The organism is Nocardia bhagyanarayanae (assembly GCF_006716565.1).
In the GTDB taxonomy this organism is placed as follows: Bacteria; Actinomycetota; Actinomycetes; order Mycobacteriales; family Mycobacteriaceae; genus Nocardia; species Nocardia bhagyanarayanae.
This window is the reverse complement of record NZ_VFPG01000001.1, coordinates 4,240,646-4,254,154: the sequence shown is the minus strand read 5'-3', so window position 1 is coordinate 4,254,154 and position 13,509 is coordinate 4,240,646. Positions and strand designations below refer to the sequence as shown.

Below are 13,509 nucleotides of genomic sequence, written 5' to 3'. Positions count from 1 at the left end.
CGTTGCTGTTTCGACGGGATTCACCTGATTCCGCCCGGTGTGGACCGGCCTTCCATGGCTCGGCCGCCGACCCGCGACAGTCGTGACGGGACGGCCTGGTCCGCGGAGAAGCGGGAGAGGACGGCCATGGAACATCGCTCCGAGAACCAGACCGCAGGTTGCTGCGCACCGACCGCTCGACGGTCGACCGAGACCATCGCACCCACCGCGCGAGAAGGCGGCGGCCGTCCTCCCGGTTCGCTCGCGCCGCTCCCCGGCGGAACGTTCCTCATGGGCGACGAAAGCCCATGGGCCTATCCGGGCGACGGTGAAGGGCCATGCCACGAGGTGACCGTCGACTCGTTCGCCATCGACAAATACGCCGTCACCAACGCCGGTTTCGCGGCGTTCGCCGACGCCACCGGCTACCGCACCGACGCCGAACGCTACGGCTGGTCGTTCGTCTTCGCGGGCCTGCTCCCGAAGGACACGCCGCCGACGAGGAGCGTCGTCGGCGCGCCGTGGTGGCGGCAGGTGGAGGGCGCGGACTGGCGTCACCCGTTCGGGCCGGATTCGGGCGTCGACGACATTCTCGACCACCCGGTGGTTCACGTGTCCTGGGACGACGCCCAGGCCTTCTGCGCGTGGTCGGGCACACGCCTGCCGACCGAAGCCGAGTGGGAGTACGCCGCGCGCGCCGGATCCACCGATCCGTTTCCCTGGGGACCGGACCTCGACCCCGGCGGGGAGCACAGGATGAACGTCTTCCACGGCCGCTTCCCGCGCACCGAGCCCGGAGCGCACCTGGGCACCATGCCGGTCGACGCCTTCGCCGCCAACGACTTCGGCCTGCACAACGTCACCGGCAACGTCTGGGAGTGGTGCGCCGACTGGTTCTCTCCCGGCTACTACCGGCACAGCCCGAGCCGGAACCCGGCCGGGCCCACCAGGGGAGCCGGGCGCGTCATGCGCGGCGGTTCTTACCTCTGCCACCTCTCCTACTGCCGCCGGTACCGCGTCTCCGCGCGCCAGGGCAGCGAACCGGTCTCCTCGACGGGCAATCTCGGCTTCCGCGTCGCGAAGGATTGAGCTGCGCCAACAGCGCGCTCACGTCTTCCCCTGCTCGGTGTCGTCCACCTCGGCGACGTCCGGCGCCTTCTCGGCGATCAGCACGTTCGCCCAGCGCGTGGCGGGGTCGATGTCGAGCAGGGCGGCCTTGGCCAGCAGGGTGAGCGGGATGGCGAGCAGCGCGCCGAGCGGGCCGAGCACCCAGGACCAGAACACGAGCGACAGGAACGTCACCGTCACGCTCAATCCCACGGCGTCGCCGACGAACTTCGGCTGGATCACCGACTGGATGACGAAGTTGATCACGGAGTACAGCACGATCACCCAGATCATCAGCCCGACACCGCCGTCGAGCAGGGCGAGCAGCGCGGGCGGCACCAGGCCGACGATGAATCCTATGTTCGGGATGTAGTTCGTGATGAACGACAGCAGCGCCCACAGAACCGGCAGCGGCACGCCGAGCAACCACAGCCCGATGCCGTCGAACACGGCGACGATGAGACCGAAGACCGTCGAGACGATCAGATACTTCCTCGTTCCCTGCGCGAAGGCCTCGATGGCGAAGGCGATCTCGGGCCGGACGCGTTCGACGACCGCCATCTTCGCGCCGATGGCCATGCCGTCCAGCGTCATGAACACCAGCAGCGCGAGCACGAAGAACAGATTGGAGAAGACGGCGAGCAGACCGCGCAGGGCCGATTCGAGCAGGTCGACGAGTTTGCCGATGTCGATCGAGCTCAGCACGTTCTGAATCTCCTCGGCGTTCACCCCGGCGTCGGCCAGCGCGCGGCGCACACCGTCCAGCAGCTCGTCGACCCGGTCGGCGTAGTTGGGCAGTTCGGTGGCCAGCTGCGCTGCCGACACCACCAACGCGCCGATGAGCACGATCAGGATCGACCAGACGGCGATCAGGGCAACGACCATGCCGACCCAGGGCCGCCAGCCACGCCGCCGCGCCCAGGACTGGAGGGGCTGGACGGCGATGGTCAGCATCAGCGCGAGGAAGACCGGGGCGAGGATGCTCGCGAAGATCTTGATGCCCGCGATGGCGCCCACGGAGCTAGCCGCGGCCAGCAGCACGATGAGGCCGCGCGGGATCGCCCAGGCTCCCGCGGTCGTGGCCGGTGGTTCGCCGTTCCGTGCCTGCCCGGTCCCGGGCGATCGCTCTGGCCCGCTTTCGGTCAACTCGAGACGACCTCGCGCGTCCTGGCGATCGCGGTCGGGTGTCCAGCCATGCGTGCTCCTCCGCTCTTCGGTGCGCCGCCGTGGTCGACGCTAAGTCCGCCGGCGCGGCGGCGCTTCACACGTTTCGGGTGAGATCGGCGCGATCGCCGGTGCCTATGCTGGCGCCATGAGCCTTCGGCACGGGGTCTATCTGCCGCCGTTCGGTGAGCTCGCCGACCCGCGGGTGTTGGCCGATCTCGCGGCGGAGGCGGAACAGGCCGGGTTCGACGGCGTCTTCGTCTGGGATCACGTGGTGCGTCCACACCGGCCGGGGCTCGCGGTGTGCGACGCGTGGATCGCGCTGGCCGCCATGGCTTTGGCGACCCGCCGTGTGACTATCGGGCCACGGGTCACGCCGTTGTCGCGGCGGCGTCCGCACGACGTCGCGCGGCAGGCCGTGGCGCTCGATCAACTCAGCGACGCCCGGTTCGTGCTCGGCGTCGGCTCGGGTGCGGACGCCGGTGGTGAGCTGAGCAAACTGGGTGAGGCCGCCGAGCCGCGCGAGCGGGCCCGGCTGCTCGACGAAGGCCTGCACGTGATCACCGCGCTGTGGAGCGGCGACCAGGTCCGGCACGACGGTCCCCGCTACCGCGTCGACGACCTGTGTTTCCTGCCCCGCCCGGTGCGGCGCCCCCGCATTCCGATCTGGGTGGCGGCGCAGTCCGTGCGCGGCGCGCCCTTGCGCCGGGCCGCGCGTTACGACGGTCTGTGCCCGGAAGCGTCGCCCGGCGAACTCACCCAGATGCTCGCGGTGATCGCGGACTACCGCACCGATCTCACCGGCTACGAGGTATCCGTCGCCGTCCCGCCGGAGCGCGACGAGGAACGGGACGCCTACGAGCGGGCCGGAGCCACCTGGTGGCTGCGCCAGCTGCCCGAGATCTGCACCCGCGCCGAAGCGTTCGCGCTCATCGACAGAGGCCCGTAGTGAACCGATTGCGTTGCGGTGGTTGAGATCTAGATGATCCGAAACCGTGCCCGCGCGGGTATGCGGCAATAGCGTCGGAAACCATGAGCGTGCGCGGGCGACGGCCTTTGAAACTCGTCACGGGGGTCAGTGGCTCGCCCGAGGTGTACGCCGCGGCGGTGGATCCGCGACGGTCCACCCTGGCGCAGGCGGTCGAGATCGCGAGAATCGCGGAGGCCGAGAAGTTCGACGCGCTGTTCGCAGCGGACCTGCTCAGCTTCGGCGCGCAAGGCGCGATCGGCGCGCAGGAGCCGCTGGTCTTCGTGTCCGCGCTGGCGGCGGTGACCTCGCACGTCGGGCTCATCGCGACGGTGACGACCACCTTCCACCACCCGTACAACCTGGCCCGCCTGTTCGGCACCCTCGACCACGTCAGCAACGGGCGCGCCGCGTGGAACGCGGTGACCTCGTCGGTGGGCGAGGAGAACTACGGCGCCCAGGAGCTGCCGAGCCCGGAGGAACGATACGCGCGGGCCGCCGAATCGCTCGCGGTGGTCAACGCGCTGTTCGACAGCTGGGCGCCGGGAGCGCTGACTCCCGACGGCCGCGGCGGCGCGGTGCTGCGGCCCGAGCTGGTGCGACCGATCGACCACGCGGGCGGGTACTTCACCGTGCGCGGTCCGCTGAACATCCCACCGCTGCCGCAGCGACGGCCGGTGCAGTTCCAGGCCGGTCAATCCGAGGGCGGCATCGAGCTCGGCGCGCGCTTCGCCGAGGTGGTGTTCACCTCGCTGCCCACCCTGGAAGACGCCGTCACCTACACCAAGCGAATCCGCGCCCGCGCCGCCGAACTCGGTCGCGCGGACGGGCTTCCGCTCATCATGAGCTCGTTCCACGCCACCTACGGCGCCACCGAGGCCGAGGCGCGCGCCGCGGTCCGGGAGCGCGAAGAGGCGACCGACTTCGAGGCCGGGCGAAACGCCTTGGCCGACATGCTCGGCGGCGGTATCGACCTGTCCGAGCTTCCGCTCGACGAACCGATTCCCGAGCGGCTGCTGCCCGACATCGGCGCGGTGCGCCGCCGGCGCGGACGCGTCGAGATCTTCACCAACTTCGCCCGATCGGGAAAGACGTTGCGGCAGTTGATCATCGCCGCCAAGGACACCGGCCACTGGGCCGCGGCGGGCACCCCGGAGCAGCTCGCCGACGCCATTGCGGAACGCTACGACGCGGGCGTCCTCGACGTCATCGCCCTCGGCGGCCTGGACGATCCGCGCACCGGCGACTTCCTCCGCAACGGACTGCTGCCCGAACTGCGCCGCCGCGGCATCGTCGGCACCGACTACGTCGGTGACACGTTCCGCGCGAATCTGGAACTGCCGCCGCTGCCGAGATGAACCCAGCCGCGCCCTCAACCGAGGGCGGCGAGTTTGTCTTCCAACACCGACCGTTCCCGTTCGTTGGCGCACGATCGCACCGCGCGCTTCAGTTCGTCGCGGGCCTCGTCCGTGCGGCCGAGCCGGGTGAGCAGTTCACCGCGCACGCTCGGCAGCAGGTGCGAATTCGCCAGCGCCCCAGCGGATACCAGTTCGTCCACGATCGGCAGCGCCGCAGCGGGTCCCTGCGCCATGGCGACCGCGACCGCCCGGTTGAGGTCGACCACCGGGGACGGCGCGAGTCTGCCGAGTGCCTCGTAGATAAGAACGATACGCTCCCAATCGGTTTCGTCCACCGACGGCGCGACGGCATGGCATTCCGCGATCGCCGCCTGCAAGCCGTAGGCGCCGAGACCGCGGCCGAGCTGCTCCGCACGGGCGAGGGCGGCGCGGCCGCGCCGGATCGCGCCGCGGTCCCAGCGGCGGCGGTCTTGCTGCTCGAGCAGCACCGGCTGCCCGTCGGGGCCGGTACGGGCGGGGAACCGCGCCGCGGTCAGTTCGAGCAGCGCGAGCAGGCCGTGCGTCTCGGGTTCGCTGGGCACCAGCCTGGCGAGCACCCGCGCGAGGCGCTGCGCCTCGCTCGCCAGGTCGAGCCGGATCAGATCGTCACCGGAGCTGGCCGTCGACCCTTCGGTGAAGATCACGTAGATCACGCTGAGCACCGATCCGAGCCGCGCGCGCCGCTCCTCGGCCGAGGGCAGCGCGAACGGCACCCGCGCCGCGGCCAGCGTCTTCTTCGCCCTGGTGATCCTGGCCTGCACGGTCGCGGTCGGCACGAGGAACGCCTTGGCGATCTCGTCGCTGGTGAGACCGCCGACCACCCGCAGGGTGAGCGCTATGCGCGCCTCCCTCGGCAGCACCTCGTGACACGAGATGAACATCAGCGCCAGCACGTCGTCATCGATCTGGTCCGGGTCCCAGAGCACATCCCCGGCCGGATCGGCCGGCTCGCCACCGGAGGCGGCACCGCCCTCGCCCAGCGCACCGGCGAGGGCGGCGTACCTCTCGTCGAGGGCGGAGCGCCTGCGAAACGCGTCGATGGCGCGACGCTTGCCGACGGTGAGCAGCCATCCCGCGGGCTTGCGCGGCACGCCCTCCCGCGGCCAGGTCACCAGCGCTTCGGCCAGCGCCTCCTGGGCGAGATCCTCGGCCAGCGCGAAATCGCCGGTGTAGCGCGCGAGCGCACCGACGATCCGCGCGGACTCGATCCGCCAGACGGCGGCGACGGCCTCACGGCCGGAGTGGTCGGCCATCGCCGGTCCGCCCGCTCAGAGCTGGCCGGTGGCTTCGCGCCACGCCCGCTCTTTCTGGATCCACACGTTGTCCTGCGGGAACTCGTCGATCGTCGGGACGCGGCGGATCTCGGTCTTGAAGCCGGAACCGAGGATCGGCATCCGCTTGGCCCACTCGATCGCCTCTTCCTTCGACGCCACGTTGAGGATGTAGAAGCCGCCGAACAGCTCCTTGGTCTCGCCGTAGGGACCGTCGGTGACCACGGGCGTCTCCGAGGAGTGGTCGACGACAACGCCTTCGGCGGCGTCCTCGAGGCCCTCCGCGGCCAGCAGCACGCCCGCCCGGATCAGCTCGTCGTTGAACCGCCCCATGGTCTCGAGCATCTTGTCGAAGTCGATCTCGCCCATCGCCGCGTAGGCCTCGTCGGTGGCGCGCATGATCAGCATGTACTTCATGGTTTGTCTCCCTGTGCTGTGCGGGTCCCTCGCGGACCCTCTCGCCCATAGGTCGAACGGGGATCGCCACGGATCGACACCGGCGCCGAACTTTTTTCCGGCGATCGCGGGCAGCATATGTCGCGCTGTCGATGAACGCGGTTCGGTCGGCGCTCATCGGCCCGCCGCGCGCACTGCCCGCGACGCCGACGAACTGGAAGCCGCCATCGGCCTGCCCGCAGAGGCGGCGCGGGAGGCGGCGCTGCGGACGCTCGACGTCCTCGCCGACGCAGTCGACCTCTCCGCGGCGCTGGGCACCTGGGTCCGTCGCGACCTTCCGCTGCACGACGAGTGGCTGAGCGCGCTGCCGGTCGGGATGCTCCGGAACCGAATTGGGAGCCGTGCCGGTTCCTCGACTCGCGCGGTGATCGGCACGTCAGCGGACGTCGCGCCGCTGGTCACGCAGGCGGCGCGCCCGCGCGGTGATCGTCGCCGACACCGTCCGTAGTTCCCCGGACAGGAGGAACGCCTGCACCAAACCCTCGACCTCGTCGAGGACCGTGCCGTCCGGCCCGCACACCAGGCAGTGATACCAGCATCGGCCCCGGTGCAGGCCGCCCGCGCCCGGCCCGAGCAGATCGCGGTAGATCCGCGTCGCCAACTCCGACAGCGCCGCCGCCGTCTGCGCGGGCGTGCCGGAGTTGCTGACCCGCCACCACCGTTCCTCCAACCGGCCAGGTAGCGAGATCTCGACCACGTAAGTCAGCTCCGACCTCGGATCTCCCATACCAGCAATGGTGCCCAGCGGAGCCCGTCCTATTCGTCAACGACGCGCCGGGGCCGAGTCGGCGACGACGCCGACACCGGCCCGGCCGCGAGCCCGACCACCTTGATCACGACTCCTGCCATGCGGGATTCCCGCGAGCCAGGGGTCGGTCGAGACGGCCTCGATCTCGGAGGCGCTGCGGACCGCGGCCGACGCCGTGGCGAACGGCCGCGTCGTACCGGCGCTGTCCGCGGCATCGGCCAGGGCCGATCGCGAGAATGTGACCCTTGCCACAGCCTGGTACATACGTGTACCGTGCGAATGGTACATAGATGTACCACGCTGGGAGATGGCGCATGAGCACCGTGACACTGCCCGAAGGACCATCCACGCCACCGCTCGTCCAGAGCCTCGCGATCGTGGCAGGCCGGACCCGCGCCTGGCGGCACTGGCGCCGCAAATACGGCTCCGCGTTCACGGTCTACATGCCCAGATTCGGTCGCACCGTGGTGATCTCGGATCCCGCCGAGGTCAAGGCGCTGTTCACCGCGGGCAGCGACGTCGCGGACAACCTGGACGTCAACCTCGGCCAATTCCTCGGTCCCGGTTCGCTTTTCGCGCTGAGCGGGGCCGAACACCGCAAGCAGCGCAAGCTGCTCACCCCGCCCTTCCACGGCAAACGACTCGCGGTGTACGAGGCGCTCATCGAAGAGGAAACCGAACGGGAGCTGGCGACCTGGCCCTCGGGCGTCGAGTTCGCGACGATGGACTCGATGATGCGGATCACCCTGAACGTGATCCTGCGCGCGGTGTTCGGCGCGGAAGGCCGGGAGTTCGAGGAGTTGCGCGATCTGCTCCCCCGGCTGGTTCTCGTCGGATCCGCGCTGGCGGCCTTGCCCGTACCGCGGAAGTTCCTCGGCCGCTACGGGCCGTGGGCCCGATTCGCCGCGCACCGCAAGAACTACGACGAGATCGTCGCGCGACTCATCGCCCGCGCCGCCGCCGATCCCGAGCTCGGCAATCGCGACGACGTGCTGTCGATGATGTTGCAAGCCCGCTACGACGACGGCTCCGCGATGACACACGGGGAGATCGCCGACGAACTGCTCACCTTGCTGACCGCCGGACACGAGACCACCGCGACGACGTTGGCCTGGACCGTCGAACGGTTGCGCAGGCATCCGGATATCTTGCGGCGCTTGGTCGCCGAGGTCGACGCGGGCGGCTCGGAGCTGCGGGAGGCGACACTGCTCGAGGTGCAGCGCGTGCGGCCGGTGATCGACGCGACCGCGCGCAAGGTGCGCGCCGAGTCGATGACATTGGGACGCTGGACGCTGCCCAAAGGCCAGAACGTGCTGGTGAGCATTCGGCTCGTGCACGACAACGAGGAGCTCTTCCCGAGGGCGCGCACCTTCGACCCCGACCGGTTCGTCGGGGTGCGACCGGGCACTTTCACCTGGATCCCGTTCGGCGGCGGTTCGCGCCGTTGCATCGGCGCTGCCTTCGCCACGATGGAGATGAACGTCGTCTTGCGCACGCTGCTCCGGGATTTCACGCTGGAGACCAGCACCGCGCCGGACGAGCGCGCGCACTTCCGCGGCGTGGCGCTGGTGCCCGCCAAGAAGGGCCGGGCGGTCGTGCGCAGGCGACCGCCACGCCCAGCGGTCGCGGCCGACACGCGCGCCGCCGAGGTGACGGCATGATCGACGGCCGCGCCGACGTCGGTCGCGGCGTCCACCTCGCCTACCAGCGTCTCGGCGGCTCGGAAGGGACGCCGATCGTCCTGATCGCCGGACTCGGCCAGCAGCTGCACGCGTGGCCCGACGGCCTGTGCCGCCTGCTCACCGAACGCGGTCATCCGGTGCTGCGCTTCGACAATCGCGATGTCGGCGAGTCGACGCATTTCACCTTCCCGCCGCCGGGCCCGCTCGACTTCCTGCGCAAGCGCTGGCATCCCGATCAGTACGAGCTGGGCGATCTGGCCACGGACACCGTCGGTTTGCTCGACGCGCTCGATCTCGGCTCCGTGCACCTGGTCGGCATGTCGATGGGCGGCATGATCGCGCAGACCGTCGCCGCGCGCCATCCCGAGCGGGTCGCCTCGCTGATCTCCGTCATGTCCACGACCGGTGCGCCGCGCGTCGGCCGCCCGGCGCTCTCGACCTGGCGCCGCATGTTCGGAAAACCACCGCGCACCCGCGCCGAGCACGTGGACGCCGCCGTCCGCATGTACCGGCACATCGCGTCCGCGGGCTATCCGTTCGACGAGGCGGCGGTGCGCGCGGCGGCGGCGCTCGTGTGGGATCGCGACCCGCTGCCCGCCGCGGGCGTCGGCCGCCAGCTCGCGGGAATCCTGAAGTCCGGCGACCGGACTCGCGAACTCCGCGCGGTGACCGCGCCGACACTGGTGCTGCACGGCGATCGCGACCTCATGGTGGCGCCGACCGGCGGCGCCGTCACCGCCCGCGCCATCGCGGGCGCGCGCCTGCACACACTGACCGGCCTGGGTCACGATCTGCCCGAGGGCGTTTGGCCGACGCTCGCCGAACTCATCGACGATCACATCCGCACCGCAGCCACCAGGAGCACCGATGCCCCGAACCGCTAAGCCCCTGTCCGGTCACCCGGCGATGATCACCGGCGCCGCCTCCGGCATCGGACGCGCACTCGCCCAGCATCTTTCCCGCCGCGGGTCGCCGGTGGCCATCGCCGACATCGACGCGGCGGGACTGAAGGAGACCGCCGCCTCGCTCGCCGGTCCTGTGCTGACCCGGGTGCTCGACATCCGCGACGCGGCCGATCAGCGCGCGTTCGCCGACGAGGTGCGGGACTGGCTGACCGCGCCCTTGGCCGCGGTGTTCAACAACGCGGGGGTCGCGGTCTCCGCGTCGGTGCTCGACGCGAACGCCGAGGACGACGAGTGGTTGCGCCAGATCAACTTCGACGGTGTGGTCAACGGGACGCGCGCCTTCCTGCCGCTGCTCGTCGAGCAGGACAGCGGCGTGATCGTCAATACGTCGAGTGTGTTCGGATTGGTCGGCATGCCGAACCAAAGCGCCTACTGCGCGGCGAAATTCGCGGTGCGCGGCTTCACCGACGCACTGCGCCAGGAACTTCGGGGCACCGGCGTCTCGGCGGTGAACGTGCACCCCGGCGGCATCACCACGAACATCGCGCGAAATGCCAGGGTGCGCAAGGATCCCGAGGGCCTCGGGCGCAGCAAGGAGCAGATGGCGGCCGATTTCGAAGCGGTCACCCTGACCTCGCCAGAGAAGGCGGCCGACATCATCATCCGGGGCGTCGAACAGGGCAAGGCGCGCATCCTCGTCGGGCCGGACGCCTACCTCTTCGACGCGCTGGCGCGGATCACGCCCACCCACTACTACGCCGTGATCGCGGCGCTGGAACGTCGCCTACGGGCCAGGGGTCGCGCCGCACGCAGGCCGGAGCCGAGCGCCAGTGAGGCGCAAGCATGAGCGAACATCTCGACGTGGTGATCGTCGGCGCCGGCCTCTCCGGCATCGGCGCCGCCCACCACTTGCAGACGGCTCTCCCCGACCGGACCTACCTCGTGCTGGAGGCGCGCGAGACGATCGGTGGCACCTGGGATCTGTTCCGCTATCCGGGCGTTCGATCGGATTCGGACATGCACACCCTCGGCTACCGGTTCCGTCCGTGGACCGACGCCAAGGCGATCGCCGATGGACCGGCCATACTCGACTACGTGCGCGCGACGGCGACCGAGGCGGGCATCGACCGGCGAATCCGCTTCGGGCACAAGGTCGTCGACGCGTCCTGGGACAGCGGGACGGCGCGCTGGACGCTCACCGTCGAGCACGCGGCCGCGACGGTCACCATGACGTGCTCGTATCTCTACGTCTGCGGCGGCTACTACCACTACGACCGCGGCTATACCCCCGAGTTCGACGGTATCGAGGACTTCGGCGGCCGCGTGGTGCACCCGCAGCACTGGCCCGACGATCTCGATCACGCGGGTCGGCGCGTCGTCGTGATCGGGAGCGGCGCGACGGCGGTGACGCTGGTCCCCGCCCTGGCGCGCGACGCGGCCCACGTCACCATGCTGCAGCGTTCGCCCACCTATATCCTGTCCGCCCCGACCGTGGACGCCGTGGCCACCCGCTTGCGCGCGCTCCTCGGGCCGCGCCGCGCCTACGCCGTCACCCGATGGAAGAACGTGCTCATCAGCACGCTCATCTACCAGCTCAGCCAGCGGCGGCCCGCGATGATGCGCAAGTTCATCCGCGAGCAGACGATCAAGCAGTTGCCCGAGGGCTACGAGGTGGACGTCCACTTCAACCCGGCCTACGGCCCGTGGGATCAACGGCTGTGCCTGGTGCCGGACGCCGATCTGTTCCGGGCGATCGGCGACGGCAGCGCGTCGGTGGTCACCGACCGGATCGACCGGTTCACCGAACGCGGGCTGCGGCTGGCCTCCGGCGCCGAGATCGAGGCCGACATCGTGGTGACCGCGACGGGTCTGCGATTGCTCGCGCTCGGGGGCATCCGGCTGGCCGTCGACGGGCGGGAGGTCCCGCTGCCGGAGACGATGGCCTACAAGGGCATGATGCTCGGCGGGGTGCCGAATTTCGCGTTCACCATCGGCTACACGAACGCCTCGTGGACGTTGAAGGCCGATCTGGTCGCCGAATACGTCTGCCGGCTGTTGCGGCACATGGACGCGCACAGCTACGACTACTGCGTTCCAGTGCCCGACCCGGCGATCGACGCCAGGCCGTTGCTGGACTTCCAGGCCGGTTACGTCCTGCGTTCGCTGGACCGGTTCCCGAAGGCGGGATCGCGAGCGCCGTGGCGGCTCGGCATGAACTACGCCCAGGACGTGCTCACCCTGCGGCACGGCCGGATCGACGACGGCACCCTCCGCTTCGCCCGAGCGACGCGGCACCGCGCCGGATCCGACGTGCTCGCGGAGCCGGGCGGTCACTAACCTGGTCGATGTGACCCGCGCCGAGCCCGCCACCACGACCGCCGCCGAGACCGCGCCGGAATCCGGTTTCCGCCGCAGGCTGCTCGACGCGATGGCGGAGGCGATTCGCGAGCGCGGGTACCGCGACGCCACGGTGGCCGACGTGGTCCGGGCCGCGCGCACCTCGCGGCGCACCTTCTACGAGCACTTCACCAGCAAGCAGGACTGCTTCATCGCGCTGCTGACCGAACGGAACAACGAGACGATCCAGCGGATCTACGACGCCGTCGATCCGCGGGCGCCGTGGCGAACACAGGTCCGCCAGGCCATCGAGGCATGGATCGACGCGTCGAAGACCGACCGGACGATCACCCTCGCCTGGATCCGCGACACACCGGCGCTGGGCGAGGACGCGCGGCGACTGCACCGCGAGGCCGCCGACGCGTTCGTCGGCCTGATCCAAAACCTCACCGCCACACCGGAGTTCGGAGCGCCCGGCGTGCACCGAGCGACCCGCCGGACCGCCACCATCCTGTATGGGGGCTACCGCGAACTCATCGCCTCCGCCGTGGAGGACGGCGAGGACGTCTCCGACCTCGTCGAGGTGGCCGTGGAGACCGCCATCGCCCTCCTCGGTCCGCGCTACGAACCCGAGGGCCGCGAGTAGGTTTGTCCCGAAGTCGCTAGTGGGTGGCGCCGCCACCTCGCCGAACACCCCGGCACAGCGCGGGCCAGCCCGCTGGTCGACTGTTCGGCCGCCATCGCCACCGAGGTGAACAGCCTTACCATCCCGCCTCGATGCCCTCGATGAGACGGGTCGACGTGAATGCGTGACATCGACCTCGGCCGCACCCGTCTGTTCGTGGCCGAGACCGTCACCCAAACCCGCGGACCGGCTCGGGCGCGCCGCCCACCTACATGACGGTCGCTACGGGGCCGGCGTCCAGGCGCTGCGCCCGCTGGGACGGGTGGGGAGTGAGAAAATTCAAAGCGGCGCCGACGAGACCCGGGCGGCTGTCCCGCATCCGGTGGTCGAAGTCGAGCATCATGCCTATAAGCGGTTGCCCCATCACCTCGACCATCCGGCGGTCCACCCGGTAGGCGAAGCGTCGGAGCCTCGCCATATGCGCTGCGACATAGCAGACCGCCCACACGACCAACGGCACTGGGATCGCCAGCCACGCCGGTGCGCCGCTCGCTATCGCGCCGCCACTGATGAACCCGAGCGGCAGTGCCACGGAAAGCGAAACGGTGTACGCGAACAGGAGCCGCCTCCTCATGGCGTAGTCCATGATCAGCATGGCACTTGCGAGAATGTAGTCCTGCTCAGCCCGCAAGTGATTGTCGAAGGCTGCACCGATCACCAGAACCGGCCGACCTTTGCGAACCAGTACCCGCGCACCTTCTGGCAGCGCCTTCGGCACCTTCCCCAGTTCGACTTCAAGAGGCTGCACACCGAACCTGCTCGCGAGGTCACTGATGCGTGTTCTGATTTGAGCAAGATCCACCCGCACATA

General features: G+C 70.1%; 14 protein-coding genes. 9 read left to right on the top strand and 5 right to left on the bottom strand.

Features of this window, described 5'->3' with window-relative positions; genetic code table 11:
* Positions 1–126: 126 nt before the first annotated feature.
* Positions 127–1,068 carry a formylglycine-generating enzyme family protein gene (locus FB390_RS18280; RefSeq protein WP_141810024.1) on the top strand — a complete coding sequence of 314 codons (942 nt, stop codon included), beginning with the start codon at positions 127–129 and terminating at the stop codon, positions 1,066–1,068.
* A gap of 18 nt (positions 1,069–1,086) precedes the next feature.
* On the opposite strand, the gene FB390_RS18275 is transcribed toward FB390_RS18280, so the two are convergent.
* On the bottom strand, positions 1,087–2,232 hold the full coding sequence (locus tag FB390_RS18275; protein WP_141810023.1) for an AI-2E family transporter: 1,146 nt from the start codon (positions 2,230–2,232) through the stop codon (positions 1,087–1,089).
* Positions 2,233–2,398: 166 nt separating this feature from the next.
* Here FB390_RS18275 and FB390_RS18270 point away from each other — a divergent pair, with 166 nt between their 5' ends.
* Both FB390_RS18270 and FB390_RS18265 read left to right on the top strand, forming a co-directional pair.
* Positions 2,399–3,199: an LLM class flavin-dependent oxidoreductase gene (locus FB390_RS18270; protein WP_141810022.1), complete on the top strand. Its 801-nt coding sequence runs from the start codon at positions 2,399–2,401 to the stop codon at positions 3,197–3,199.
* An 83-nt stretch (positions 3,200–3,282) separates the two neighbouring features.
* On the top strand, positions 3,283–4,575 hold the full coding sequence (locus FB390_RS18265) for an NtaA/DmoA family FMN-dependent monooxygenase (protein WP_185757073.1): 1,293 nt from the start codon (positions 3,283–3,285) through the stop codon (positions 4,573–4,575).
* A 14-nt stretch (positions 4,576–4,589) separates the two neighbouring features.
* Here FB390_RS18265 and FB390_RS18260 read toward each other — a convergent pair whose 3' ends face one another.
* Both FB390_RS18260 and FB390_RS18255 read right to left on the bottom strand, forming a co-directional pair.
* Entirely contained in the window at positions 4,590–5,867 is a 1,278-nt protein-coding gene (locus tag FB390_RS18260; RefSeq protein ID WP_141810021.1) for an RNA polymerase sigma factor, read from the bottom strand.
* A 15-nt stretch (positions 5,868–5,882) separates the two neighbouring features.
* Complete coding sequence (locus tag FB390_RS18255) at positions 5,883–6,302, bottom strand: YciI family protein (RefSeq protein WP_141810020.1); 420 nt, start codon at positions 6,300–6,302, stop codon at positions 5,883–5,885.
* Here FB390_RS18255 and FB390_RS18250 point away from each other — a divergent pair.
* Positions 6,283–6,789, top strand: coding sequence for a hypothetical protein (locus FB390_RS18250; protein WP_141810019.1), 507 nt, complete (start codon positions 6,283–6,285; stop codon positions 6,787–6,789). The two genes, FB390_RS18255 and FB390_RS18250, sit on opposite strands and share 20 nt — an antisense overlap.
* Here FB390_RS18250 and FB390_RS18245 read toward each other — a convergent pair.
* Complete coding sequence (locus FB390_RS18245) at positions 6,718–7,068, bottom strand: hypothetical protein (protein WP_141810018.1); 351 nt, start codon at positions 7,066–7,068, stop codon at positions 6,718–6,720. The genes FB390_RS18250 and FB390_RS18245 overlap by 72 nt on opposite strands.
* A gap of 335 nt (positions 7,069–7,403) precedes the next feature.
* On the opposite strand from FB390_RS18245, the gene FB390_RS18240 reads away from it, so the two are divergent.
* From FB390_RS18240 to FB390_RS18220, 5 genes are read left to right on the top strand one after another with little or no spacing between them, the layout of a single operon-like run.
* Positions 7,404–8,750, top strand: coding sequence for a cytochrome P450 (locus tag FB390_RS18240; RefSeq protein ID WP_141810017.1), 1,347 nt, complete (start codon positions 7,404–7,406; stop codon positions 8,748–8,750).
* A complete protein-coding gene (locus FB390_RS18235; protein WP_141810016.1) occupies positions 8,747–9,655 on the top strand; it encodes an alpha/beta fold hydrolase in 909 nt (302 codons plus the stop codon). Before FB390_RS18240 ends, FB390_RS18235 begins: the two co-directional genes overlap by 4 nt.
* Entirely contained in the window at positions 9,639–10,523 is an 885-nt protein-coding gene (locus FB390_RS18230) for an SDR family NAD(P)-dependent oxidoreductase (protein ID WP_141810015.1), read from the top strand. The genes FB390_RS18235 and FB390_RS18230 overlap by 17 nt, the downstream gene beginning before the upstream one ends.
* On the top strand, positions 10,520–12,013 hold the full coding sequence (locus FB390_RS18225; protein ID WP_141810014.1) for a flavin-containing monooxygenase: 1,494 nt from the start codon (positions 10,520–10,522) through the stop codon (positions 12,011–12,013). Before FB390_RS18230 ends, FB390_RS18225 begins: the two co-directional genes overlap by 4 nt.
* Positions 12,014–12,023: 10 nt before the next feature.
* Complete coding sequence (locus FB390_RS18220; protein WP_246124087.1) at positions 12,024–12,659, top strand: TetR/AcrR family transcriptional regulator; 636 nt, start codon at positions 12,024–12,026, stop codon at positions 12,657–12,659.
* Positions 12,660–12,906: 247 nt separating this feature from the next.
* Here the strand turns inward: FB390_RS18220 and FB390_RS18215 are convergent, their stop codons facing one another.
* A complete protein-coding gene (locus tag FB390_RS18215) occupies positions 12,907–13,500 on the bottom strand; it encodes a hypothetical protein (RefSeq protein ID WP_141810013.1) in 594 nt (197 codons plus the stop codon).
* Positions 13,501–13,509 lie beyond the last annotated feature (9 nt).

Coding starts and splice junctions, on each gene's coding strand:
- FB390_RS18245 (WP_141810018.1), bottom strand. CDS start 7,068: ATGGGAGATCCGAGGTCGGAGCTGACTTACGTGGTCGAGATCTCGCTA.
- FB390_RS18280 (WP_141810024.1), top strand. CDS start 127: ATGGAACATCGCTCCGAGAACCAGACCGCAGGTTGCTGCGCACCGACC.
- FB390_RS18270 (WP_141810022.1), top strand. CDS start 2,399: ATGAGCCTTCGGCACGGGGTCTATCTGCCGCCGTTCGGTGAGCTCGCC.
- FB390_RS18225 (WP_141810014.1), top strand. CDS start 10,520: ATGAGCGAACATCTCGACGTGGTGATCGTCGGCGCCGGCCTCTCCGGC.
- FB390_RS18260 (WP_141810021.1), bottom strand. CDS start 5,867: ATGGCCGACCACTCCGGCCGTGAGGCCGTCGCCGCCGTCTGGCGGATC.
- FB390_RS18255 (WP_141810020.1), bottom strand. CDS start 6,302: ATGAAGTACATGCTGATCATGCGCGCCACCGACGAGGCCTACGCGGCG.
- FB390_RS18250 (WP_141810019.1), top strand. CDS start 6,283: ATGATCAGCATGTACTTCATGGTTTGTCTCCCTGTGCTGTGCGGGTCC.
- FB390_RS18230 (WP_141810015.1), top strand. CDS start 9,639: ATGCCCCGAACCGCTAAGCCCCTGTCCGGTCACCCGGCGATGATCACC.
- FB390_RS18240 (WP_141810017.1), top strand. CDS start 7,404: ATGAGCACCGTGACACTGCCCGAAGGACCATCCACGCCACCGCTCGTC.
- FB390_RS18265 (WP_185757073.1), top strand. CDS start 3,283: ATGAGCGTGCGCGGGCGACGGCCTTTGAAACTCGTCACGGGGGTCAGT.
- FB390_RS18235 (WP_141810016.1), top strand. CDS start 8,747: ATGATCGACGGCCGCGCCGACGTCGGTCGCGGCGTCCACCTCGCCTAC.